This is a genomic window from Rhizobium ecuadorense (assembly GCF_001187535.1).
GTDB classification, from domain to species: domain Bacteria; phylum Pseudomonadota; class Alphaproteobacteria; order Rhizobiales; family Rhizobiaceae; genus Rhizobium; species Rhizobium ecuadorense.
Genome location: NZ_LFIO01000207.1, coordinates 69,293 through 92,192, shown reverse-complemented (window position 1 = coordinate 92,192; position 22,900 = coordinate 69,293). Strand labels below are relative to the sequence as shown.

At 62.7% G+C, this 22,900-nt stretch carries 22 protein-coding genes; 8 read left to right on the top strand and 14 right to left on the bottom strand.

The genetic code is table 11. The features are described 5' to 3' along the window. The first annotated feature begins 61 nt into the window (after positions 1-61). Together AF337_RS05195 and AF337_RS05190 are read left to right on the top strand one after the other, a co-directional pair. A complete protein-coding gene (locus AF337_RS05195) occupies positions 62-784 on the top strand; it encodes a YoaK family protein (RefSeq protein WP_049731350.1) in 723 nt (240 codons plus the stop codon). Positions 785-853: 69 nt separating this feature from the next. Next, positions 854-1,642, top strand: coding sequence for a YdcF family protein (locus tag AF337_RS05190; RefSeq protein WP_049731279.1), 789 nt, complete (start codon positions 854-856; stop codon positions 1,640-1,642). Position 1,643: 1 nt separating this feature from the next. On the opposite strand, the gene AF337_RS05185 is transcribed toward AF337_RS05190, so the two are convergent. Further along, complete coding sequence (locus AF337_RS05185; protein ID WP_049731278.1) at positions 1,644-2,117, bottom strand: hypothetical protein; 474 nt, start codon at positions 2,115-2,117, stop codon at positions 1,644-1,646. A gap of 111 nt (positions 2,118-2,228) precedes the next feature. On the opposite strand from AF337_RS05185, the gene AF337_RS05180 reads away from it, so the two are divergent. Further along, on the top strand, positions 2,229-2,864 hold the full coding sequence (locus AF337_RS05180; protein ID WP_049731349.1) for a trimeric intracellular cation channel family protein: 636 nt from the start codon (positions 2,229-2,231) through the stop codon (positions 2,862-2,864). A gap of 10 nt (positions 2,865-2,874) precedes the next feature. Here the strand turns inward: AF337_RS05180 and irrA are convergent, their stop codons facing one another. Further along, entirely contained in the window at positions 2,875-3,294 is a 420-nt protein-coding gene (gene irrA, locus AF337_RS05175; RefSeq protein ID WP_049731277.1) for an iron response transcriptional regulator IrrA, read from the bottom strand. 300 nt (positions 3,295-3,594) lie between these two features. Here irrA and fabA point away from each other — a divergent pair, with 300 nt between their 5' ends. The 3 genes from fabA to fabI are packed head-to-tail and all read left to right on the top strand — an operon-like array spanning position 3,595 to position 6,197. Further along, entirely contained in the window at positions 3,595-4,110 is a 516-nt protein-coding gene (gene fabA, locus AF337_RS05170) for a 3-hydroxyacyl-[acyl-carrier-protein] dehydratase FabA (RefSeq protein WP_003589358.1), read from the top strand. A gap of 43 nt (positions 4,111-4,153) precedes the next feature. Next, on the top strand, positions 4,154-5,386 hold the full coding sequence (fabB, locus tag AF337_RS05165; RefSeq protein WP_049731276.1) for a beta-ketoacyl-ACP synthase I: 1,233 nt from the start codon (positions 4,154-4,156) through the stop codon (positions 5,384-5,386). A gap of 4 nt (positions 5,387-5,390) precedes the next feature. Beyond that, entirely contained in the window at positions 5,391-6,197 is an 807-nt protein-coding gene (gene fabI, locus AF337_RS05160; protein ID WP_049731275.1) for an enoyl-ACP reductase FabI, read from the top strand. A gap of 91 nt (positions 6,198-6,288) precedes the next feature. Here the strand turns inward: fabI and AF337_RS05155 are convergent, their stop codons facing one another. From AF337_RS05155 to rimP, 10 genes are all read right to left on the bottom strand, one after another. Beyond that, positions 6,289-7,305, bottom strand: coding sequence for a class I SAM-dependent methyltransferase (locus tag AF337_RS05155; RefSeq protein ID WP_049731274.1), 1,017 nt, complete (start codon positions 7,303-7,305; stop codon positions 6,289-6,291). Between the two features lie 130 nt (positions 7,306-7,435). After that, positions 7,436-9,574, bottom strand: coding sequence for a polyribonucleotide nucleotidyltransferase (gene pnp / locus AF337_RS05150; RefSeq protein WP_049731348.1), 2,139 nt, complete (start codon positions 9,572-9,574; stop codon positions 7,436-7,438). A gap of 357 nt (positions 9,575-9,931) precedes the next feature. Continuing rightward, on the bottom strand, positions 9,932-10,201 hold the full coding sequence (gene rpsO, locus AF337_RS05145) for a 30S ribosomal protein S15 (RefSeq protein WP_025417456.1): 270 nt from the start codon (positions 10,199-10,201) through the stop codon (positions 9,932-9,934). Between the two features lie 153 nt (positions 10,202-10,354). Next, on the bottom strand, positions 10,355-11,206 hold the full coding sequence (locus tag AF337_RS05140; RefSeq protein ID WP_049731273.1) for an alpha/beta fold hydrolase: 852 nt from the start codon (positions 11,204-11,206) through the stop codon (positions 10,355-10,357). Positions 11,207-11,324: 118 nt separating this feature from the next. Beyond that, a complete protein-coding gene (gene truB / locus AF337_RS05135; protein ID WP_049731272.1) occupies positions 11,325-12,257 on the bottom strand; it encodes a tRNA pseudouridine(55) synthase TruB in 933 nt (310 codons plus the stop codon). A gap of 13 nt (positions 12,258-12,270) precedes the next feature. Then, a complete protein-coding gene (gene rbfA / locus AF337_RS05130; RefSeq protein ID WP_049731271.1) occupies positions 12,271-12,675 on the bottom strand; it encodes a 30S ribosome-binding factor RbfA in 405 nt (134 codons plus the stop codon). Positions 12,676-12,839: 164 nt separating this feature from the next. After that, complete coding sequence (infB, locus tag AF337_RS05125) at positions 12,840-15,602, bottom strand: translation initiation factor IF-2 (RefSeq protein WP_049731270.1); 2,763 nt, start codon at positions 15,600-15,602, stop codon at positions 12,840-12,842. 102 nt (positions 15,603-15,704) lie between these two features. Continuing rightward, positions 15,705-16,400, bottom strand: a complete 696-nt coding sequence (locus AF337_RS05120; protein ID WP_184342664.1) for an RNA-binding protein — start codon at positions 16,398-16,400, stop codon at positions 15,705-15,707. Continuing rightward, entirely contained in the window at positions 16,397-18,004 is a 1,608-nt protein-coding gene (nusA, locus tag AF337_RS05115) for a transcription termination factor NusA (protein ID WP_049731269.1), read from the bottom strand. Before nusA ends, AF337_RS05120 begins: the two co-directional genes overlap by 4 nt. Before the next feature lie 58 nt (positions 18,005-18,062). Further along, positions 18,063-18,668 (bottom strand): ribosome maturation factor RimP, encoded by a 606-nt coding sequence (rimP, locus tag AF337_RS05110; protein ID WP_049731268.1) that lies wholly within the window; start codon positions 18,666-18,668, stop codon positions 18,063-18,065. Between the two features lie 243 nt (positions 18,669-18,911). Here rimP and AF337_RS05105 point away from each other — a divergent pair, with 243 nt between their 5' ends. Both AF337_RS05105 and AF337_RS05100 read left to right on the top strand, forming a co-directional pair. Further along, entirely contained in the window at positions 18,912-20,543 is a 1,632-nt protein-coding gene (locus AF337_RS05105) for an MFS transporter (RefSeq protein ID WP_049731267.1), read from the top strand. A gap of 8 nt (positions 20,544-20,551) precedes the next feature. Then, the gene (locus tag AF337_RS05100; RefSeq protein ID WP_049731266.1) at positions 20,552-21,007 is read left to right on the top strand and encodes a GNAT family N-acetyltransferase; all 456 of its coding nucleotides are present in this window, start codon (positions 20,552-20,554) and stop codon (positions 21,005-21,007) included. Positions 21,008-21,012: 5 nt separating this feature from the next. On the opposite strand, the gene AF337_RS05095 is transcribed toward AF337_RS05100, so the two are convergent. Next, complete coding sequence (locus tag AF337_RS05095) at positions 21,013-22,266, bottom strand: lytic murein transglycosylase (protein WP_425287878.1); 1,254 nt, start codon at positions 22,264-22,266, stop codon at positions 21,013-21,015. Then, positions 22,263-22,868: a recombination mediator RecR gene (gene recR, locus AF337_RS05090; protein WP_012559493.1), complete on the bottom strand. Its 606-nt coding sequence runs from the start codon at positions 22,866-22,868 to the stop codon at positions 22,263-22,265. Before recR ends, AF337_RS05095 begins: the two co-directional genes overlap by 4 nt. Between the last annotated feature and the right edge of the window lie 32 nt (positions 22,869-22,900).

Below are 22,900 nucleotides of genomic sequence, written 5' to 3'. Positions count from 1 at the left end.
CTCAATGAAGAGGATGTATCTTTGCTGTGGCAATCTCAGCGATTCGGCTTCAGGACCCGCCATGACCAGAGCAAGACGCCGCCGTCTTATCCGTACCCGACGAACCCTGACGGGGGTTGCCCTTGTCGGCGCGATCTCGTTTCTGGCCGGCTTGACCGATGCGACCGGCCTGCTGCTGACCGGCGATTTTGTCTCGTTCATGACCGGCAACACGACGCGGGCGGCCCTCGCCCTGAGCGATGGCAATCTTTACCACGCGGCGGTGCTGATCTCCGCCATTCTCGTTTTCGTGCTCGGCAATGCGGCAGGCATCGTCATCGCCCATGTCTCCGAGCGTCGGATATTCGTCGTGCTCGGCTGCGTCGGTCTCGTCCTGGCGCTCGCCTCGGCGACGACGGTGCAGGGGCTGCTGCTCGCGCGCTTTTACATGATCGTTTTTTCCATGGGCATGGTGAATGCCGCCGTCGAACACATCGAAGGCCTGCCGATCGGGCTGACTTACGTCACAGGCGCGCTGTCGCGCTTCGGCCGCGGCATCGGCCGCTGGATCATCGGCGATCGTCGGATCGAATGGACGATCCAGATCGTGCCCTGGGGCGGCATGGTGCTCGGCGCGATCGCCGGCGCCATTCTGACGCGGCTGACCGGCGCTTATGCCTTGTGGCTGGTCGCCATCTTTGCCATGGCGCTGGCGCTTGCCGCCATGTTCATTCCCCGGCCGCTTCAGCGGCGCTTCAACCAGAAGCTTGCGCCGCACCACTCGGCCGTTGCGCGCGGCAAATAGAACCGTCGCATTCCTGTTACCCCCGAATCGGATAGGAAGGATCGCCGTCCGTCCTCAAGGAGTAGCGTCTTGTTCCTGATTTCGAAGCTTGTCTGGATTTTCGCGCAGCCGCTGTCGCTGGCATTCTTCCTTGTCTTCCTTGCCCTCATTGCCGGCCTGCTGCGCTGGCGCGCCTTGAGTATCCTCGGCGCAGCGGCTTCGGCCTTGATCCTTTTCGTCACGCTCTACACCACGGCCGGCAACCTCATGATGCAGGGGCTCGAGCAGCGTTTCGCCAAGCCCGCCGCCGATCCGGAGAACCTGCAATGCATGATCGTGCTCGGCGGCGCCTTCGAAAACGAGGTGAACACGGTCCGCCACGGCATCGAATTCAATGGCGGCGCCGACCGCTTCGTCGAAGCCCTGCGGCTTGCGCAGAAATTTCCGCAGTCGCGCATCCTGGTGTCGGGCGGTGACGGCTCGCTTTCGGGCATCTACGAAGGCGATGCGGCGGCATCCGAGCGCTTCTTCCCGCTCTTCGGCGTCGGCAGGGATCGCCTGATCGAGGAGAGGCAGTCGCGTACCACCTTCGAAAACGCCATCAACACGAGGGAATTCCTGGCAAGCCAGGGGCTTTCCAATTGCCTGCTGATCACCTCGGGCTTTCATATGCCGCGCTCCGTCGGCATCTTCCGCAAGCTCGGCATCGAGATCGTGCCCTGGCCGACCGATTATCGCACCGACGGTCAGGTGAAGGCGGGTCTGGATTTCACCCAGCCGAACCTCAATGCCCAGAACATGGCGACGGCGATTCGCGAATGGTACGGCCTGGTCGGCTATTATCTCGCCGGCCGGACGTCGGAACTCTATCCGCGCTGAGTTACTTTTTTGAAATGGTGACGAATTTCGTGCCGCGCACGCGGGCCGTCACGATGCAGGGATCACCCTCGGTGCGGTCGCAGAAACGCGGGTGCATCTTCATTGCCAGCACCATGTTGCCGAAGCGCTGGACGAAGTCGTAGCCGTAGATCTGCGCCGTCGCGATCATGAAATAACCGCCTTCGGCCACCTGCAGATAGAAATTATAGGTGCAGCCGTCGTCGTTGCATTGCGGCCCCTTCTGCCCGTCGCAGCTGAGCTGGCCTTCGTTGACCACCGCATCGATCAGCCCGTCATTGTTGATGTCCTGCCGGGTGATAAAGCCGTCGGCGAATTCGGCCACCTTGCACTGCTCCTGGAAATGTTTCTTCTCGTAGATCTCCGGATCGGAGATCAGCGATTGCTGGCCGAAGGCCGCAGCCGGCATGATCACCAGCAGGAGAATGTTCAGAACGGCGAGCACCAGCGTTTTCACGGCTTTCCTCTTTTGGATAAAGCGCTATCGGCTGGCTTTATGGCCGCGCCGCCTTGCGCCGCCCTTGCCGCCGTGGTTTTTGGTGAAATATTCTACGGTTCCGGGGCTCGCATGTCTCTGCTCGTCTATCTCGATTATGCCGGCATTGCGCTGTTTGCCGCCACAGGCGCGCTCGCCGCCTCGCGCAAGCAGCTGGACCTGATCGGCTTTCTGTTTTTCGCCATGGTGACGGGAACGGGCGGCGGCACGGTGCGTGATATCGTGCTCGGCCGCGTGCCGGTCTTCTGGGTGCTGAACCCCGCCTATATCCTTATCTGCTGCGTCATGGGCGTCGTGGTTTTCTTCACCGCCCACCTCTTGGAATCGCGCTATCGCCTGCTGATCTGGCTGGATGCGATCGGCCTTGCCGCCTATTGCGTGCTGGGTGCTGCCAAGGGGCTGGCGGCCACCGGCTCGCCGACCATCGCGATCGTCACCGGCACGCTGACGGCGACCTTCGGCGGCATTCTGCGCGATCTGATGGCAAACGAGCCTTCGGTGCTGCTCAGGCCGGAAATCTACGTGACCGCGGCCCTTATCGGCGCCGGTGTGTTCACGCTCGTCAATGCGCTGGAAATGCCGCTTTATCTGGCGTCTGCCTGCGGCGTCGTCGCGGCCTTTGCGGTGCGCGGCGGCGCCCTGTGGTTCGGCTGGACTTTTCCGATTTACAGGCACAAGCCCGGCCGGCACCCCGACGATGTCATGTGACGCCGCGTCGTCAGCTCTGCTTCGCCCGCAGCCGGATCACCACGTCGACATGGGCGATCTCCATGCCCTCGGGCGGCTCGGGCAGATTGGCGATCGTCAGGTTGCTGACCGGAATGTCGAGCACCTCGTTTTCGCCTTCGACGAAGAAATGGTGGTGGTCGGAAACATTGGTGTCGAAATAGGTCTTGGCGCTCTCGACGGCGAGAACGCGGATAAGACCGGCTTCGGTGAACTGGTGCAGCGTGTTGTAGACGGTTGCCAGCGACACCGGCACACCGGCGGCAACCGCCTCCTCATGCAGTTCCTCGACGGTCAAATGCCGGTCGCCCTTGGCAAACAGGAGGTCGCCGAGCGCGACACGCTGGCGGGTGGGACGCAGGCCCGCACCGCGCAGCCTGACCTCTATGGCGATCGGGAGTGCACCCGTCATCAAAACCAACTCCGGTTATTCCTGCATAAAGCAATCATGTTTCTTCAAGCGGTATAACTTTTGCACGGGAGCCTTTCAATAGTTCAATGGGGACAAGAGCCTGATAAACGCGGCGAAAACCGGCTTTTAACGCAAATAGGTCTGGTCGCAGCCCTGGCCTTCCTGTATGCGACCACCAAATAATAGCGCAAGCTTGGTCCGGGACCGTGAATGAAGCTGCCTTGCTCATGCTTCATTTTCTGCAGAACTTGGACTACATGTTCACATCCACGGGCTCACGCGGGGGGAAAAAGAAACTTTATGACGACCAGACAGTCCAGCTTCTCGTATGACGAACTCATCGCCTGCGCACATGGCGAGCTGTTCGGCCCCGGCAATGCGCAGCTTCCCCTGCCGCCCATGCTGATGGTTCACCGCATCACCGATATTTCCGAAACCGGCGGGACCTTCGACAAGGGTTACCTCAGGGCCGAATACGACGTGCGCCCCGACGATTGGTATTTTCCCTGCCATTTCGAAGGCAACCCGATCATGCCGGGCTGCCTCGGCCTTGACGGCATGTGGCAGCTGACCGGCTTTTTCCTGGGCTGGCTCGGCGAGGAAGGCCGCGGCATGGCGCTGTCGACAGGCGAGGTGAAATTCAAGGGCATGGTCCGCCCGCATACGAAGCTGATCGAATATGGCATCGACTTCAAGCGTGTCATGCGCGGCCGTCTGGTCCTCGGCACGGCCGACGGCTGGCTGAAGGCCGACGGCGAGACCATATACCAGGCGGCCGACCTTCGTGTTGGTCTCTCGAAAGACAAGACGGCCTGAACCGCATCTTAAGCGGCTCACGAAACAAAAAAGGTTTGATCAGATGAGACGGGTAGTTGTCACGGGTCTGGGTATCGTGTCCTCGATCGGAAACGACGCCGCCGAAGTCACCGAATCCTTGCGGCAGGCAAAGTCGGGTATCTCTTTCTCCAGCGATTTCGCCGAACACGGCTTCAAATGCCAGGTTTGGGGCAGCCCCAAGCTCGGCGCCGCGGAGCTCGCCGAGCTGGTCGATCGCCGCGCCATGCGCTTCCTGTCGCAGGGCGGCGCCTGGAACCATGTCGCCATGAAGCAGGCGCTTGCCGATTCCGGGCTGGAAGAGAAGGACTACGCTCAGAACGAGCGCACCGGCATCATCATGGGCTCGGGCGGCCCGTCCACCCGCACCCTGATCGAGGCGGCCGACATCACCGTCAAGAACAACAGCCCGAAGCGCATTGGCCCCTTTGCCGTGCCGAAGGCAATGTCCTCGACCGCATCGGCCACACTCGCTACCTGGTTCAAGATCCACGGCGTCAATTATTCGATCTCGTCGGCCTGCTCGACCTCGGCGCATTGCATCGGCAACGCCGCCGAGATGATCCAGTGGGGCAAGCAGGACGTGATGTTTGCCGGCGGCCACGAAGATCTCGACTGGACGATGTCCAACCTCTTCGACGCCATGGGCGCCATGTCCTCCAAGTACAACGATACGCCCGACAGCGCCTCGCGCGCCTATGACGTCAACCGCGACGGCTTCGTCATCGCCGGCGGCGCCGGCGTGCTGGTGCTCGAGGAACTGGAGCACGCCAAGGCCCGCGGCGCCAAGATCTACGCCGAAATCGTCGGCTACGGCGCAACGTCGGACGGTTACGACATGGTCGCCCCCTCGGGCGAGGGCGCCATCCGCTGCATGCGCCAGGCGCTTTCCACCGTCAAAGGCGACGTCGACTACGTCAACACCCACGGCACTTCGACGCCGGTCGGTGACAGCAAGGAAATCGGCGCCATCCGCGAGGTATTCGGCGCCAGGATTCCGCATATCCAGTCGACCAAGTCGCTGACAGGCCATTCGCTGGGCGCTGCCGGCGTGCAGGAATCGATCTATTCCCTGCTGATGATGCAGAATGGCTTCATCGGCGAGAGCGCCCATATCACCGAGCTCGATCCCGAATTCGAAGGCGTGCCGATCGTGCGCAAGCGTATCGACAATGCGAAGATCGATATCGCCCTCTCCAACTCCTTCGGCTTCGGCGGGACGAACGCCACGCTCGTCTTCCAGCGCCATAACGGATAATAAAATGACTGGAATCATGCAGGGTAAGCGCGGCCTCATCATGGGCGTCGCCAACAACCACTCGATCGCCTGGGGAATTTCGAAGGCTCTCGCCGCACAGGGTGCGGACCTCGCCTTCACCTATCAGGGCGATGCGCTCGGCAAGCGCGTCAAGCCGCTTGCCGCCGAAGTCGGCTCGGATTTCGTGCTGCCCTGCGACGTCGAGGACATCGCCTCGGTCGATGCCTTGGTCGACGCGATCGAAGGGCGCTGGGGCAAGCTCGATTTCATCGTCCACGCCATCGGTTTTTCCGACAAGAACGAGCTGAAAGGTCTCTACGCCGATACGACGCGCGAGAATTTCAGCCGCACCATGGTCATTTCCTGTTTCTCCTTCACCGAGATCGCCAGGCGCTGCGCGCCGTTGATGGAAGACGGCGGTGCGATGCTGACCTTGACCTATAACGGCTCGACGCGCGTCATCCCGAACTACAACGTCATGGGCGTCGCCAAGGCAGCGCTCGAGGCTTCGGTGCGCTATCTCGCCGCCGATTACGGCCCGCGCGGCATCCGCGTCAACGCCATATCGGCCGGCCCGATCCGCACGCTCGCCGGCGCCGGCATCTCGGATGCGCGCGCGATCCTCTCCTGGAACCAGCGCAATGCGCCGCTGCGCAAGACCGTGACCATCGATCAGGTCGGCAATTCGGCGCTCTACCTGCTTTCGGACCTTTCCGCCGGCGTCACCGGCGAAATCCACTTCGTCGACGCCGGCTTCAACGTCACCTCCATGCCGACGCTGGACACGCTGCGCAGGGCGGACGTGGACTAGCTGTTATCTCGATTTGAAACTCAAAAGACCGTGCGCAGATGATGCGCACGGCCTTTTTCTATCGAGGGAATGCTCGGTATCGAGGTGCGCCCTATTTTTTTGCCCAGAGAACCTTGAAGCGGGCGTTGCGGCAGGTTTCGCCACTTTCCCTGAAATTTGCCGCCAGAACCGGCTCGTAGGGCAGGCCGCGATTGGCGACCAGCATCAGGCGGCCGCCGCCGCGAAGCGCGGATGCGGCAGTCTTGATCATCGCCTGGCCGAGCGCCGGCTCGGCGGCGTGCCCTTCGTGGAAGGGCGGGTTCATGATGATGAGATCGTATTTGTCCTTGACCGGCTCGCCCGCCAGATCGTGCCAGAAGAAGCGCGCAGGCGCGTTCGGGCAGTTTTCCGCCAGATTGTCCCTGGCGGCCTCCAGCGCCGCGTGGTCGGCCTCGTAGAGGTCGAGACGGGTCAGTCCACGCGATCTCTGCGCCAGCTCGACGGAGAGATAACCCCAGCCGGCGCCGAAGTCCGCCACGTCGCCGGTAAAATCCTGCGGCAGCCGCGAGGCGAGCAGTTCCGACCCGGCATCGATCCGGTCATGCGAGAACATGCCGGCGGTGGCATTGAAACGGCCGTCGACGCGCACCGGTGCCTTTGCCAGCTTGGAGACGATCTCGTTAGCCTCGGCAGGGCGGCCGAACCAGAAGGCGACACCGTGATATTTCGGCATATGGTCGATGGCGAGACCGAAGCCTTCCAGGCGCTTGCGCAGCGGCTGGATGCCGTCTTCCTTGGCGCCGGCAACGACGATCAGGCCGCCCATCCGCGTGCGGGCGATGGCCGCGGCGAGATTGGCCTCGTTCTCGCCCTTGTGCTTCGTGCAGAGCACCAGGGCGGCATCGTAGTCCTCGCCGTCGATCTCGGGTTTGGCGTCGATCCGCTGGGCCAGCAGCTGCCGGTAGAGCGGCCGGAAGCCCTGGACGGCGCTGAGCGAGCCAGCAAAACCTTCCGGCAGCGCAAAGCCTGCCTCAGCGCCGAGGAATAGCACGCGCTCGCCCTCGCCGGGCGCCTCGACTGTGCCGCTGGCAAAGGGATGGAACAGGGTCTTCAGCGTCTCGCGGCTCATGGGTCTCGTCTCGTTAAAAGCATGTCGCGCAAAGTGTCGAGCGGTTTTGCCGCCGCGACACGCGCAAAACCAGGATACAAAAAGGGCGCGGAAGATTCCCGCGCCCGGATTTCAATCTGGGAGACGCGGCTTATTCGGCCGCTTCTTCCTTCTTCTTCTCGTTCGCGATCTCCTGGCCGGTGGCCTGGTCGACGACCTTCATCGACAGGCGAACCTTGCCGCGTTCGTCGAAGCCGAGCAGCTTGACCCAGACCTTGTCGCCTTCCTTGACGACGTCCTGCGTCTTGGCAACACGCTCGGAGGCGAGCTGCGAGATGTGGACGAGGCCGTCGCGGGCGCCGAAGAAGTTGACGAAGGCGCCGAAGTCGGCGGTCTTGACGACCGTGCCTTCGTAGATCTGGCCGATCTCGGGCTCGGCGACGATCGAGTGGATCCACTTGCGGGCCGCTTCGATTTCCTTGCCGGAGGAGGAGGCGATCTTGACGGTGCCGTCGTCTTCGATGTTGATCTTCGCGCCGGTCTTTTCGACGATTTCGCGGATGACCTTGCCGCCCGAGCCGATGACTTCACGGATCTTGTCGACCGGGATGTTCATGACTTCGATGCGCGGAGCGAATTCGCCGAGCTGGCCGCGGCTTTCGGTGATGGCCTTGGCCATTTCGCCGAGAATGTGAGCACGACCGCCCTGGGCCTGGCCAAGGGCAACCTTCATGATCTCTTCGGTGATCCCGGCGATCTTGATGTCCATCTGCAGCGAGGTGATGCCGTCGGCGGTCCCTGCAACCTTGAAATCCATGTCGCCGAGGTGGTCTTCGTCACCGAGGATGTCGGAGAGGACGGCGAAGCGGTCGCCTTCCAGGATCAGACCCATGGCGATACCGGCAACCGGCTTGGCCAGCGGAACGCCGGCATCCATCAGAGCGAGCGAGGTGCCGCAGACGGTCGCCATCGAGGAGGAGCCGTTCGACTCGGTGATCTCGGAGACGACGCGCAGCGTGTAGGGGAACTGCTCCGGTGTCGGCAGCATCGGGCGGATCGCGCGCCATGCGAGCTTGCCGTGGCCGATTTCACGACGGCCCGGGGAGCCCATGCGGCCGGTTTCGCCAACCGAGTAGGGAGGGAAGTTGTAGTGGAGCAGGAAGCGCTCCTTGTACATGCCCGTCAGGCTGTCGACATACTGTTCGTCTTCGCCGGTGCCGAGCGTGGCAACGACGATCGCCTGGGTTTCACCGCGGGTGAACAGCGCCGAACCATGGGTGCGCGGCAGAAGGCCGACTTCCGAAACGATCGGACGAACGGTTTCGAGGTCGCGGCCGTCGATGCGGCTCTTGGTGTCGAGGATGTTCCAGCGGACGATTTTCGCCTGCAGGTGCTTGAAGATCGCGCCGACTTCCTCGGCCGTGTAGCGGGCTTCGCCTTCCTCGGGGAGGAAGTGTGCCTTCACCTTCGCCTTTACGGCGTCGACGGCAGCGTAGCGATCAGCCTTCTGGGTGATCTTGTAGGCCTGGCGAAGTTCGCCTTCGGCAAGGCCGAGCATCTCGGTTTCGAGAGCGGAATAGTCTTCCGGCTGGAAGTCGCGCGGCTCCTTGGCGGCCACTTCGGCGAGCTTGATGATCGCGTCGAGAACCGGCTGGAAGCCCTTGTGGCCGAACATGACGGCGCCGAGCATGACTTCTTCGTTGAGTTCCTTGGCTTCGGATTCAACCATCAGCACGGCGTCGTAGGTGCCGGCGACGACGAGATCGAGGCTCGATTCGTCCATCTCGTCGAGATGCGGGTTGAGAACGTATTCGCCGTTGATGTAGCCGACGCGCGCACCGCCGACCGGGCCCATGAAGGGAACGCCGGAGAGCGTCAGCGCTGCCGACGCAGCAACCATCGACAATACGTCGGGATCGTTTTCAAGGTCGTGCTGAACGACGGTGACGACGACCTGCGTGTCGTTCTTGTAGCCTTCCGGGAACAGCGGGCGGATCGGGCGGTCGATCAGGCGGGAAACCAGCGTTTCCTTTTCAGACGGGCGGCCTTCGCGCTTGAAATAGCCGCCAGGGATTTTGCCGGCCGCATAGGTCTTTTCCTGGTAGTTGACGGTGAGCGGAAAGAAGTCCTGGCCGGGCTTCGGTGCCTTGGCCGAAACGACGGTGGCGAGAACGACGGTTTCACCATAGGTGGCGAGAACGGCGCCGTCGGCCTGACGGGCGATCTTGCCGGTTTCGAGCTTCAGCGGGCGGCCGGCCCACTCGATTTCGACTGTGTGTGTATCAAACATGACTTGTCCTTCAATGCGGGAGCACGCGCCATCGCCGATATCAAAGCGCAGCGCACAGTCGACCGCAAACAATGTGACGTATCACGGGCAAGACAACGGGAGGCTTTTCATCCGCGGTTTCCTCGGGAAATCCGAGGGTTCCTGGGAAAACCAGGCCAAAGCCTTGAAGAAGCCTTGGCCGAAAGCATCCGGCAATCCTGCCCCATGACAGGTCAACGGTTGGTTTGGCAGAACCGGCCCATCCGGGTCCGCCGGTCGTTCCACCGCTTGGAGATAGGGCGCGGCTGGAACATTTCATCGGGAACCATATCCCGAAACAGGATCCGGCGGGCGCTCGAAAGCGCCCGCCGGACAATCTTAGCGGCGGATACCCAGGCTGGAAATCAGCTTGGAATAGCGGCCTTCATCCTTCTTCTTGAGATAATCAAGAAGCGAGCGGCGGCTCGAAACCATCGTCAACAGGCCACGGCGGGAATGGTTATCCTTCTTGTGGTCCTTGAAGTGTTCGGTCAGGTTGTTGATGCGTTCGGTCAGGATCGCGACCTGAACCTCAGGAGAACCGGTGTCGCCTTCGGCGGTTGCGTATTCCTTGATCAGCGCAGACTTGCGCTCAGCAGTGATCGACATCGAGTGATCCTTTCTAAGAGAGGAGATAAAGGTCGCCAAAAGCCGGGATGCCGTCCAGCTTTGGCCGTGAATGCGAGCAGGCGAACCTGACGCTGGCGCTGCCTATAAACCAAATAAGCAGCGATGGAAAGAGGGGAGCTGCCGCAGCGGTTTTCAGCGGCCCGCCATGGCCTCCCGGATCATCGCATTGTAGCCCTCCGGATCCTGCAGCATGGCGAAATGGCTGGCGTCTTTCAGGATGACGAGCTTTGCGCCCGGAATCTCTGTCGCCATCATCTGAGTATGGTCGAGCTTCACGGCTTCATCGTGATCGCCGATGGCGAGCGTGACAGGCACCGTGATCTTTGCAAGATCCGCCGCCGTCCAGGCCGGCTGCGTCGCCCACATCTCGGAGATCTGGGTGACGAAGGCGTCGTACTCGTTCGGCGTCGGCGACAGCTTCCGGTACTGTTCGCCGGCGACGTTGATATAGTCGTTGAAGGTCTTGTTGCTCAGGACGTCAGGCTTGACGCCATCGGTCGTGACGTTGGCGGCCTGGGCAATGACGCGGGTCAGCTTTTCCGGATATCTCATCGCCATGTCGATGCCGATAATGCCGCCGTCCGACCATCCCACCAGCGTCACCTTGCCGATCTTCAAATGGTCGAGAAGCGCGGCATAATCCGATGTCATCAGATCGTAGCCGAAAGGCTGTCGGCTGCGCGTCGAGCGCCCATGCCCGCGGCTGTCGGCAACAATGACCAGGTGGTCTTTGGCGAATTCGGCGACCTGGTGACCCCAGACCTCGGCATTGCCAAGCCCGCCATGGATGAAGAGCATCGGCTCGCCTTCGCCATATTCGGCATAATACATCTTGATGTCGTTCACATCGGCCATGCCGCTGGTCTTCGGCAAAGGCATGTCAGGAAAGGCCGGGAGCTCGGCCCATCGCTCGGCCGATTGAGCGCCGGTAACGGCCAGGAACATCGAAAAGAACGTCAGTATGCCGATAGCGGTTGCGCGCATAATCATCCCCCTTGTCGGGCCACCATGGCCCCTCGGGCGGCCAGCGCCCCTCGGGCCGTTATGGCCCGAAAGGAAGATATCGCATCGCTAACGCCTGACAATCGTCAGCTGTACAGCGTCAGCCAAAAACCCGCTTCGGGCGAAACTCGCCCTGGCCGATCTCGCCGATCGCGATCAGCCTGCCGCGGGCCGTCGCATAGGCTTCGCTTTCGGCAACCGGCGCATCGCGGCCGCGCACGAGGATCGGATTGCCCATTTTCAGCCGGTGCGCCTGGTCGTCGTTGATGACGAGATGGGGCAGGGCCGATAGCGCCTCGCAGGTGTCGATCAGCAGCGCGTCGAGGGCGGCGAGCCGCTCGTCCATATCTTCGATCGCCTCAAGCGCCACGAGGGTGGCAAGCGGCACCATGGCCTCTTCCGGGAAGGGCGCGACGAAGGTGCGCCGCAGCCCGGATACGTGGCCGTAGCAGCCGAGTTCCCGGCCGAAATCGCGGGCGAGCGCCCTGACATAGGTGCCCTTGCCGCATTCGACTTCGAAATGCGCGCTGTTGGCGTCCGGGCAGGCGAGCAATGTCAGCCGGAAGATATCGACTTCGCGCGAGGGGATTTCGACGGTTTCGCCTTCGCGCGCCAGATCATAGGCGCGTTCACCCGATATCTTGATCGCCGAAAACTGCGGCGGCACCTGGCTGATGGTGCCGATATAGCCAGGCAGGATATCGCGGATCTGCTGTTCGCTCGGGCGTTTGTCCGAACTTGCGGTCACTTCGCCCTCGAGATCGTCGGTCGCCCGCTCTTCGCCCCAGCTGACCGTGAATTCATAGATCTTGCGGCCGTCCATCACATAGGGAACGGTCTTCGTCGCATCGCCGAGCGCGATCGGCAGCATGCCGGAGGCGAGCGGATCGAGCGTGCCGGCATGTCCGGCCTTCTGCGCCTTGTAGAGCCACTTGATCTTGGAAACGGCTTCGGTCGAGCCGAAATCCACCGGCTTGTCGAGGATCAGCCAGCCGGAGATCGGCCGGCCCTTGGGTTTGCGTGGTTTGGACATGCGTCTCTTCTGTTTATTGTTCGTCATTATCGCCGTCGAGATCGCGGCTCACCTCGGGCGAGCGCAGCAGCTCGTCGATTTTTTTGTAGTTGTCGAAGCTGGTATCGTCGCGGAAGCGCACCTCCGGCATGTATTTCATCTGCCGAAGCTGCTGCCCCAGCCTGCCGCGGATATACTTGGTATGACGGTTCAATGCCTCGATGACGATGCTGTGGTCGGAAACGCCGAGTGGCGTCACATAGGCGGTGGCGATCTTGAGGTCGGGCGACATGCGCACTTCCGAGATCGAGATCACGGTCGCTTCGATGACGTCGTCGCGCACTTCGCCGCGCTGCAATACCTGGGTGATCGCGGCGCGGACCTGTTCGCCAACGCGCAGCATGCGCTGCGAAGGCGCGGAAGAAGTTGCTCTGGTCATTGTTATCTCTATTTGCCGATGCGGCTGGGAATCGAACCCGTCAAAGGAGAGCGTCCATGACTCTTTTGACTGAAAAGGTCAAGTCGGCGGATACCCGAAAGCCATCCGCCGGGCTGGCGAATGGCTTTCGGAAAGCTGATGCTGCGCTTAAGGCGCGCGGCGGCTTAGAGCGTGCGCGTGATATGCTCGACGCGGAAGCACTCGATGACGTCGCCTGCGCGCATATCCTCGTAGTTTTCGAAGGCCATGCCGCATTCCTGGCCCATCGGCACTTCGGAGACTTCGTCCTTGAAGCGCTTGAGGGTCTTGAGCTTGCCTTCGTGAACGACGACGTCGTTGCGGATGAGGCGGACGCCCGCACCACGTTCGACCTTGCCTTCGACGACACGGCAGCCTGCGACCTTGCCGACCTTGGTGATGTTGAACACCTCGAGGATTTCGGCATTGCCGATGAAGGTTTCGCGCCGTTCAGGAGAGAGCAGGCCCGACATCGCCGCCTTCACGTCATCTACCAGGTCGTAGATGATGTTGTAGTAGCGGATTTCGATGCCTTCGCGCTCAGCGAACTGGCGTGCCTGCGTATTTGCACGAACGTTGAAGCCGATGATGGCCGCGTTCGAAGCTTCGGCGAGCGAGATATCCGACTCGGTGATGCCGCCGGCGCCGGAATGAACGATGCGGGCGCGGACCTCGTCGGTGCCGAGCTTCTCAAGTGCGCCGGCAATTGCTTCGATCGAGCCCTGCACGTCACCCTTGATAACAAGCGGGAACTCCTTGATGCCGGCGCTCTGGCGCTGCATCATCATCTGTTCCAGCGAACCGCGCTGTCCCGACTGACGGGCAGCCGCCTTGTCGCGGGCCAGACGCTGACGATATTCGGAGATCTCGCGGGCGCGGCTTTCGCTTTCGACGACGGCGAACTTGTCGCCCGCCTGCGGCGTGCCGGAAAGACCGAGAACCTCGACCGGGGTCGCGGGGCCGGCTTCCTTCACATGGTCGCCCTTGTCGGTGACCAGGGCGCGCACGCGGCCCCAGACGTCGCCGGCGACGATGATCTGGCCCGGACGCAGCGTGCCCTTCTGGACGAGCACGGTCGCGACCGAACCACGGCCACGATCGAGCTGGGCTTCGATGACGGTACCTTCGGCAGTCCGGTTCGGGTTGGCCTTGAGATCGAGAATTTCCGCCTGCAGCAGGATCGCCTCGAGCAGCTTGTCGAGGTTCTTGCCGGTTTTGGCCGAAACTTCGACGTCGAGCACTTCACCGCCCATGGATTCCACGAAGACTTCGTGCTGCAGCAGCTGGTTGCGGACCTTCTGCGGATCGGCCTCGTGCTTGTCGACCTTGTTGATCGCAACGATGATCGGAACACCGGCCGCCTTGGCGTGGTTGATCGATTCGATCGTCTGCGGCATCACGCTGTCGTCGGCCGCGACGACCAGGATCGCGATGTCGGTCGCCTGGGCACCGCGGGCACGCATCGCCGTGAAGGCGGCGTGGCCGGGGGTGTCGATGAAGGTGATCTTCTGACCGCTCTGCTCCACCTGATAGGCGCCGATATGCTGCGTAATGCCACCGGCTTCGCCGGAGACCACGTTGGCATGGCGGATGGCGTCGAGCAGCGAGGTCTTGCCGTGGTCGACATGGCCCATGATGGTGACGACAGGCGGGCGCGAAACCAGTTCGACGTCCTCGTCGGCGACGTTGAAGATGCCGAGTTCGACGTCGGATTCAGACACGCGCCTGACCGTATGGCCGAATTCGCCGGCAATGAGTTCGGCGAGGTCGGCGTCGATGACGTCGCCCGGCTTCATCATCTGGCCTTCCTTCATCAGGTACTTGATGACGTCGACGGCGCGTTCGGACATGCGCTGCGACAGTTCCTGAATGGTGATGGTCTCCGGCAGAATCACCTCACGGGAGATCTTCTCGCGGGTTTCCTGCATCTGACCGCGGCGGAACTTCTCCTGCCGGCGGCGCATCGCCGAGAGCGAACGGCCGCGGGCATTGTCCTCGCCGTCGACGTTGGCGGTGGAGATCGTCAGCTTGCCGCGACGGCGCTCTTCATCCGTCTTCGGGCGTGTCGTGACCGGCTTTGCCGGTTCCGGGCGAACGACGCGGCCACGGACCGGGCCGCCGCGCGCTGCGCCGCCACGATCGTCCTCTTCCTTTTCGTCGCGGCGGCCGCGAGCGGCGCCGGGGGCAGCAGCGCCTGCTGCCGGACGGGCAGCACCAGGTGCTGCAGCCGCATCGGGCCGGCGCGCGGCAGGTGCCGACGATGCCGGCTGCTGCGGCCGCGGGGTGTCGGCGCGTGCTTCGGCCGGAGCCGGTGCTGCTACTGCCGGTTCAGCAACGGCGACGGGCGCCTCAGCCTGGCGGAGAGCCTCTTCAGCGGCCCTGCGGGCAGCTTCTTCAGCTTCGGCTGCCTTGCGGATAACCTCTTCGGCGGCACGGCGCTTTTCTTCCTCGGCGCGGCGGATCGCATCCTGGGCATCACGCGCCTGGGCGTCGGCAAGCGCCCGGCGGCGGGCGTCCATTTCCTCAGGCGACAGATGGTTCAGCACCACCGGACGCGGGCGATCGTTCTGGCGCGGCGTCTGGTGGGACTGCTGCGGACGCTGGTTCGTCTGGCTGTTGTTGTTGCCCTGCTGGATCCGCGGTGCCGGTGCGGCCTGCTGCGGACGCGCCTGCACGGGTGCGGGCGCCGGTTCAGCAGCACGCACGGGAGCCACCGGAGCCACAGGTGTGATCGGCTTTTCGTCTTCCGGGCGCATCGGGCGCCGCTTACGGGTCTCGACGACGACCGCCTTGGTGCGGCCCCGACCCATATCCTGGCGAACGGTGCCCTGGCTCATCCCCGATGGTTTCAGGGTAAGCGTCTTTTTGCCCGTCACGCTGATTGTCTTGTCGTCGTTACTATCGGTCATTCGTTCCCGTTCCTTCGGACAGGGAGCGATGACTAGATCAGACCCTGTCGTTCAATACTTGTCGATCAATGAGAATGCGACCGGCCGATGCCGGTGACCGCCTCATTGTTTTTGCCGGCCAGCGCCGCCCGCTGCCCGGGACTGACCGCCAATACGGTACTGTTCGAGCATCTTTGCGCGCTTCACTACACCCTCACCCGCCTGCCCTGCAAGCACTGCGGCATGGATAAAAGCATTCTGGCCCATCAGGCCTTCCATTTCGCTCTCCGAGAAGAGACGGAAGGAAGGTATCTCCTCCTCGGTCTCCATTCCGAGGTGCCAGGCCTTGCGGGCCTGGTCGATTTTCCGGACGCCGTCGTCCGCTGCGTCAGTCGCGTGGAACACCGCAAGGGCTGCCCCGCTTCTGACCGCGGCATCCACTTTCGAGGAGCCGCTGACGAACTGGCCGGCTTTCCGCGCCATGTTCATCATCTGCATCAATTGCGCCGCGAGCAGGCGGTCGACGCTTGCGCCGAGATCGTCTGCCGCCTTCACATCCATTTTCAGAGCGCGGGCGAAGAGTTTCTTCGCCACTGCCCTGTCGACCAGCGACCGGTCGATCTTCACCCAGCATCCGCGTCCCGGAAGCTCCCGCTTCAGGTCGGCGACAACGGTTCCATCGGGAGCGGCAACGAAGCGGATCAGCTCTTCCGGCGATCCGCTTTCGCGCGTCACGATGCACATGCGTCCGTTCACGTCATAACCTGCAAGATCGTCGTCCTCGTCAGGGAGAGCGTCCGGCTCATGCGCGGTCATCATGCTTCTTGTTCGGCTTCGGCTTCGGCGACCTCTTCTTCGGTCCCCTTCGCCAGATCCTCTTCGGTGATCCAGCCGGCCGACAGGCGGGCCTGGACGATCATCTGCTCGGCTTCGACGCGCGAGACGTCGAACTTCGAGAACAGGCCTTCGAACTTCTTCGTTTCGCCGTTCTTGCGTTCCGTCCAGCCGACGAGATCGTCAGCGGCGCAACCGGCAAAGTCCTCGATGGTCTTGATGCCGTCTTCGCCGAGCGCCACCATCATCTGGGCGGTGATGCCGTCGATTTCGCGCAGCTCGTCCTGAACGCCGAGCGCCTTGCGCTTCTCGTCCATCTCGGCTTCGAGACGCTCGAGGAATTCGCGGGCGCGCTGCTGGATTTCCTGCGCCGTCTCTTCGTCGAAACCGTCGATCGAGGAGATCTCGTCGAGATCGACATAGGCCAGTTCTTCAACCGCGGCAAAACCTTCGGAGGCCAGAACCTGGCCGACCATTTCGTCGACGTCGAGCGAATCCATGAACAGGTTGGTGCGCTCGTTGAATTCCTTCTGGCGGCGTTCCGATTCCTCGGCCTCCGTCATGATGTCGATGTCCCAGCCGGTCAGCTGCGAGGCGAGGCGGACGTTCTGGCCGCGGCGGCCGATCGCAAGCGACAGCTGCTCGTCGGGAACGACGACTTCGATGCGCTCGGCGTCCTCGTCGAGAACGACCTTGGCGACTTCGGCCGGCTGCAGGGCGTTGACGACGAAGGTCGCCGGGTCCTGGCTCCAGGGAATGATGTCGATCTTCTCGCCCTGGAGTTCGCCGACGACGGCCTGAACGCGCGAACCGCGCATACCGACGCAGGCGCCGACCGGATCGATCGAACTGTCGTTCGAGATCACGGCGATCTTGGCGCGCGAGCCGGGATCGCGGGCGACCGACTTGACCTGGATGATGCCGTCGTAGATCTCGGGCACTTCCATGGTGAACAGCTTCACCATGAACTGCGGATGCGTGCGCGACAGGAAGATCTGCGGGCCGCGCTGTTCGCGACGGACATCATAGACATAGGCACGGACGCGATCGCCATAGCGGACGTTTTCGCGCGGGATCATTTCGTCGCGGCGGATGATGCCTTCGCCACGGCCGAGATCGACGATGACATTGCCGTATTCGACGCGCTTGACGGTGCCGTTGACGATTTCGCCGACGCGGTCCTTGAATTCGTCGAACTGGCGGTCGCGCTCGGCTTCACGCACCTTCTGCACGATCACCTGCTTGGCGGACTGTGCGGCGATGCGGCCGAAATCCATCGGCGGCAACGGGTCGGCGATGAAATCGCCGAGTGCGGCGTCCGGGTTGCGGTCGCGGGCAAGCTCCAGCGGGATCTGCGTCGAATAATCCTCGGCCTTGTCGACGACTTCGAGCAGGCGCTGCAGACGGATTTCGCCGGTCTTCGGATTGATATCGGCCCGGATGTTGGACTCGGTGCCGTAACGGGAGCGTGCCGCCTTCTGGATGGCATCGGCCATTGCGGCCAGCACGATCTCGCGGTCGATGACCTTTTCGCGCGCCACTGCATCTGCGATCTGCAGAAGTTCGAGCCGGTTCGCACTGACTGCCATTGTCTTGTTTCTCCGTCTTAACCCCGGGTTCCCGTCCCTGGAGCGGTCTGTTGATCGGTTATTCCTGGTCGTCCGCTTCGTTCTGGTTGGCGGCCTGGGCTTTTGCCAGCTTGTCGGCGCGCAACGCTTCGCGGATCAGGTCGTCGGTCAGAATGAGCTTCGCATCGCTAAGCGCGGTGAAGGGAATGGTGACCTTTTGCTCTTCCCCGTAAGCGACCTGGTCACGCTCCAGCGTGAAACCATCGACGCCTGCTTCGACGATCTTGCCGCGGAAGCGCTTGCGATTGTCGATCAGGATCGACGTCTCGCATTTCACAAGGTGGCCCTGCCAGCGTACGAAATCGGATTTCCGAACCATCGGACGGTCGATGCCGGGCGAAGACACCTCTAGATGATACTCTTTATCGATCGGATCTTCCACATCGAGGACCGGAGAAATCGCCATCGAGATTTCTTCGCAGTCCTGAACCGTCATCGTCCCGTCGTTGCGCTCGGCCATGACCTGCATCGTCGCGCCGTTCTGGTTCAGCATACGGACGCGGATCAGCCGAAAGCCCAGGCCGACGAGGACGGGTTCGATGATATCGGCAAGACGCTGGTCAAGCCCGGTTTCGGTAATCAGCCGCGGCTCAAGTTCGTTGTCTGCGTTTGTCATGTCCGACAAGCGGTGCGCTCCTCGCAATTTCATGCTGTTTAGGGATCGCGCTAATAAAAAAGAGCGGGTCCTTGCGGCCCACTCTTCATCAAGCGATCAAGAATTTGAGAGCCATATAGTCCGGTTTTTCCGAAATTGCAAGGTCTGCGACCGATTCGTCCATTTCGCTTCCGGCGAGGTGATGAGACCTATGGCCAGCGCCGGTCTTGCGCATATATTGCCGTGGGGCGCAACAACAAAAGCGGAGAAATCGTGGCCTACACTTCGTCGACATTGGCGCCGTTGCGGCACGATACCTACCGCACCATCTGGTTTGCCAGCCTGTCGTCGAATTTCGGCGGCCTGATCCAGGCGGTGGGTGCCGCCTGGATGATGACGACGATCACCGCCTCGGAGGACATGGTCGCGCTGGTGCAGACCTCGACGGCGCTACCGATCATGCTGTTTTCGCTGATCTCGGGCGCGCTCGCCGACAATTATGATCGCCGCCGGGTGATGCTGACGGCGCAGTGCATGATGCTGACGGTCTCCGCCCTGCTGACGATCTCCGCCCTTCTCGGCTGGATCACGCCCTGGCTGCTGCTGTTCTTCACCTTCCTGATCGGCTGCGGCACCGCGCTCAACAATCCCTCCTGGCAGGCCTCGGTCGGCGACATGGTGCCGCGCGCCGATCTGCCGGGCGCCGTCACGCTGAACAGCATGGGTTTCAACATCACCCGCAGCGTCGGCCCGGCGATCGGTGGCGTCATCGTCGCGGCAGCCGGCGCGGCCGCGGCCTTCGCGGTGAACACCGTGAGCTACCTCGCTTTGATCTACGCCCTGCTGCGCTGGCGCCCGAGCATGCCGGTCTCGACCCTGCCGCGCGAGGCGCTCGGCAGCGCCATCTTCGCCGGCCTGCGTTATGTCTCGATGTCGCCCAATCTCGAAAAGGTGCTTCTCCGGGGGCTGCTCTTCGGCATCGGCGCCAGTTCGATCCTGGCGCTGCTGCCGGTTGTGGCCCTCGATCTCGTCGGCGGGGGCCCGCTGACCTATGGTTTCATGCTCGGCGCCTTCGGCATCGGCGCGATAGGCGGCGCGGTGCTGAATGCGCGGCTGCGCCAGATGCTGTCGAGCGAGATGATCATCCGCCTGGCCTTTACAGGCTTCGCGCTCAGCGCCGTCATCGCCGCCTTCAGCCCGAGCGCCGTTCTCACCTCGGCCGGGCTGCTCGTCTCCGGCGCCTGCTGGGTCTCCGCGCTCTCGCTCTTCAACACCATCGTCCAGCTGTCGACGCCGCGCTGGGTGGTCGGTCGCGCGCTGTCGCTCTACCAGACCGTCACCTTCGGCGGCATCGCCGGCGGCAGCTGGCTCTGGGGTGTGGCCGCCGATCGCTACGGCGTCGCCGATGCGCTGCTGATGTCGTCGGTCGTCATGCTGCTCGGCATCGTGACCGGCCTGCGGTTTTCCATGCCGGCCTTCGCCTCGCTCAATCTCGATCCGCTGAACCGCTTCACCGAGCCGGCGCTCAGTCTCGACATCACCCCGCGCAGCGGCCCGATCGTCATCCAGATCGATTACGAGATCGGAGATGACGACCTTGCCGAGTTCATGCAGCTGATGGGCGAACGCCGCCGTATCCGCATCCGCGACGGCGCCCGCCACTGGGCGCTGATGCGCGATCTTGAAAATCCCGGCCTCTGGACGGAAACCTACCACACGCCGACCTGGGTCGAATATCTAAGACACAACCAGCGGCGCACGCATGCCGACGCCGAAAACATCGACAGGCTTCGCGCCCTCCACCGCGGCGAAACTCTGCCGCATGTCCACCGCATGATCGAACGTCAGGCCATTCCGCCCGGCGACGACGTCTTCCACAAGGCGCCGATCGATCTGCATCATTGAGAGCAGCCATGTATCAATTCAGGCTCGCCCGTCAGTCCGATCTCGCCGCCATCGTCCGGCTTCTCGCCGATGACGATCTCGGCGCTACCAGGGAGGTCGTCTCCGATCCCGTCGACGCGGCTTATCTCTCGGCCTTTGCCGCGATCGAGGCGGATGCCAATCAGTTGCTGGCCGTTGCCATCGACGCTTCCGATAAGGTCGTCGGCTGTCTGCAGCTGAGTTTTCTTCCCGGCCTGTCGAGGATGGGCATGTGGCGCGGCCAGATCGAAAGCGTGCGTGTCGCAAGCGATATTCGCGGTTCGGGCCTCGGCTCCGCCTTCATCGAATGGGCGATCGGCCAATGCGCCGCGCGCGGCTGCGGCTTGGTTCAGCTGACATCGGACAAGACGCGGGCGGATTCGATCCGTTTCTACGAGAAGCTCGGCTTCGTCGCGAGCCATGAAGGGTTGAAGCGCAGTCTCTGAAACGGCTACTTGAGCTTGCCCTTCATCGTCGCTTCGGGAAAGCAGGTCGGCGTCATGCCGTTCTTCGCCTGCCACTGGCCGATCGAACGCCGGGTTTTGTAACCAGGCAGACCGTCGGAGCCGCCGACATCGTAGCCCTGCCGCTCCAGCGCCTTCTGCATGGCGGCGACATCTGAGCGCAGCATCTTGCCGACATCGCCCCATCGGCCTGCAAAGGCGCCGGCATTGGAGGCGATCCGGTCGGCGAGATTGCCGATATAGAGCGCGTAGAGATCGGAATTGTTGTATTCCTTGATGACGTAGAAATTCGGCGTGACGATGAACTCAGGCCCGTCCCGGCCGGCCGGCACCAGCATCATGCTTTGCGCTTTCATCTCGCCCGCGGGAAAGCCCTTGCCGGAGATGCGCTCGATGCCGAGCGAAGCCCAATGCGACAGCGGTTTCGCCAGATCCGGTCCCTCCTGGGCGCAGGAGACCGCCTCCGGGATCGAGACCTCGAAGCCCCAGTCGCGGTCGCGCTGCCAGCCCTTCTTGACCAGATAGTTGGCGATCGAGGCAAGCGTATCCGGCACCGAGGTCCAGATGTTGCGGTGACCGTCGCCGTCGAAATCGACCGCATATTTCAGATAGCTCGTCGGCATGAATTGCGGCTGGCCGAGCGCGCCGGCCCACGAACCTTTGAACTCGGCGGGCGTCACGTCGCCGCCGTCGAGAATATGCAGCGCCGCCATCAGCTCGGAGCGGAACATCTCCTTGCGCGTCGACATGAAGGCCTTGGTCGCCAGCACCTCGACCGCCGAATTCGGGATCTTCGCCGCGCCGAAGCCGGTCTCCCGGCCCCAGATGGCCAGCACGATCGAGCCCGGCACGCCATAGGTCTTCTCGATCCGCTTCAGCGTTGAGCCATATTGCGCGGCAAAGCCGCGGCCGGTTGCGGCAAGCCTCTTCAGATGGTCCTCGTTGAAATAGGGAGCGGGCGAGGAAAACTCCGCCTGCGTCTGCTTCTGCTCCTTCGGCGGCGGGAAACCAGGCGGGGCGAGATCGGGCAGGTTCCAGTTCAGCTCAATGCCGGAGAAGGCCGCCTTGAAGGTCTTCTCGGAAATACCGTTCGCTTTCGCCTCCGGCCAGAGATCCTTCTGCACCCAGGTCTCGAACTGCGCCTCGACATCGGCTTTCGAAGGGGCTGCGAGGGCGGGGAGGGGGAGGAGAGCGGCCGTTATCGCGAGTGCGAGTGTCCGCAGCATATAAAACCCTCTCATATCACCGTCCTTGCCCGAAGGGCCGCCGCCAGCGTGCCCTCGTCGAGATAGTCGAGTTCGCCGCCGACCGGCACGCCGTGCGCCAGCCGGGTGATCTTCACGTTAAGCCCCTGCAATTGGTCGGTGATGTAATGCGCGGTCGTCTGTCCCTCGACGGTGGCGTTCACCGCGATGATCAGCTCCCGGATGCCGCCTTCGCCGATCCGGTCGATCAGTCCGCGAATATTGAGATCGTCTGGGCCGATCCCGTCGAGCGGCGACAGCGTGCCGCCGAGCACGTGATAGGCGGCGTTCATCGCGCCTGCCCGCTCCAGCGCCCAGAGGTCGGATACGTCCTCGACGACGATGATGATGGATTGATCGCGCTGCGTGTCGGTGCAGACCGTGCAGGGGTCGACGGTATCGACATTGCCGCAGCGCGAGCAGATCTTCACCTTGTCATAGGCCTCGCCCATCGCATTCGACAGGGGCCCCAGCAACTGGTCCTTCTTCTTGATCAGGTGCAGTGCCGCCCGGCGCGCCGAGCGCGGCCCGAGGCCCGGCACCTTCGCCAGAAGCTGGATGAGTTTTTCGATTTCGGGGCCGGTGACTCGTTTTGCCATGCGCCGTTCTTAACTGATATGGAGCGGAAACG

Bases quoted from the DNA above. Each gene is read 5' to 3' on its own strand.
- AF337_RS05100 (WP_049731266.1), top strand. From the start codon at position 20,552: ATGTATCAATTCAGGCTCGCCCGTCAGTCCGATCTCGCCGCCATCGTC.
- AF337_RS05180 (WP_049731349.1), top strand. From the start codon at position 2,229: ATGTCTCTGCTCGTCTATCTCGATTATGCCGGCATTGCGCTGTTTGCC.
- AF337_RS05140 (WP_049731273.1), bottom strand. From the start codon at position 11,206: ATGCGCGCAACCGCTATCGGCATACTGACGTTCTTTTCGATGTTCCTG.
- rbfA (WP_049731271.1), bottom strand. From the start codon at position 12,675: ATGACCAGAGCAACTTCTTCCGCGCCTTCGCAGCGCATGCTGCGCGTT.
- fabA (WP_003589358.1), top strand. From the start codon at position 3,595: ATGACGACCAGACAGTCCAGCTTCTCGTATGACGAACTCATCGCCTGC.
- irrA (WP_049731277.1), bottom strand. From the start codon at position 3,294: ATGACGGGTGCACTCCCGATCGCCATAGAGGTCAGGCTGCGCGGTGCG.
- AF337_RS05195 (WP_049731350.1), top strand. From the start codon at position 62: ATGACCAGAGCAAGACGCCGCCGTCTTATCCGTACCCGACGAACCCTG.
- fabI (WP_049731275.1), top strand. From the start codon at position 5,391: ATGACTGGAATCATGCAGGGTAAGCGCGGCCTCATCATGGGCGTCGCC.
- infB (WP_049731270.1), bottom strand. From the start codon at position 15,602: ATGACCGATAGTAACGACGACAAGACAATCAGCGTGACGGGCAAAAAG.
- pnp (WP_049731348.1), bottom strand. From the start codon at position 9,574: ATGTTTGATACACACACAGTCGAAATCGAGTGGGCCGGCCGCCCGCTG.
- nusA (WP_049731269.1), bottom strand. From the start codon at position 18,004: ATGGCAGTCAGTGCGAACCGGCTCGAACTTCTGCAGATCGCAGATGCA.
- recR (WP_012559493.1), bottom strand. From the start codon at position 22,868: ATGGCAAAACGAGTCACCGGCCCCGAAATCGAAAAACTCATCCAGCTT.
- truB (WP_049731272.1), bottom strand. From the start codon at position 12,257: ATGTCCAAACCACGCAAACCCAAGGGCCGGCCGATCTCCGGCTGGCTG.
- AF337_RS05155 (WP_049731274.1), bottom strand. From the start codon at position 7,305: ATGAGCCGCGAGACGCTGAAGACCCTGTTCCATCCCTTTGCCAGCGGC.
- AF337_RS05095 (WP_425287878.1), bottom strand. From the start codon at position 22,266: ATGAGAGGGTTTTATATGCTGCGGACACTCGCACTCGCGATAACGGCC.
- fabB (WP_049731276.1), top strand. From the start codon at position 4,154: ATGAGACGGGTAGTTGTCACGGGTCTGGGTATCGTGTCCTCGATCGGA.
- rpsO (WP_025417456.1), bottom strand. From the start codon at position 10,201: ATGTCGATCACTGCTGAGCGCAAGTCTGCGCTGATCAAGGAATACGCA.
- AF337_RS05120 (WP_184342664.1), bottom strand. From the start codon at position 16,400: ATGATGACCGCGCATGAGCCGGACGCTCTCCCTGACGAGGACGACGAT.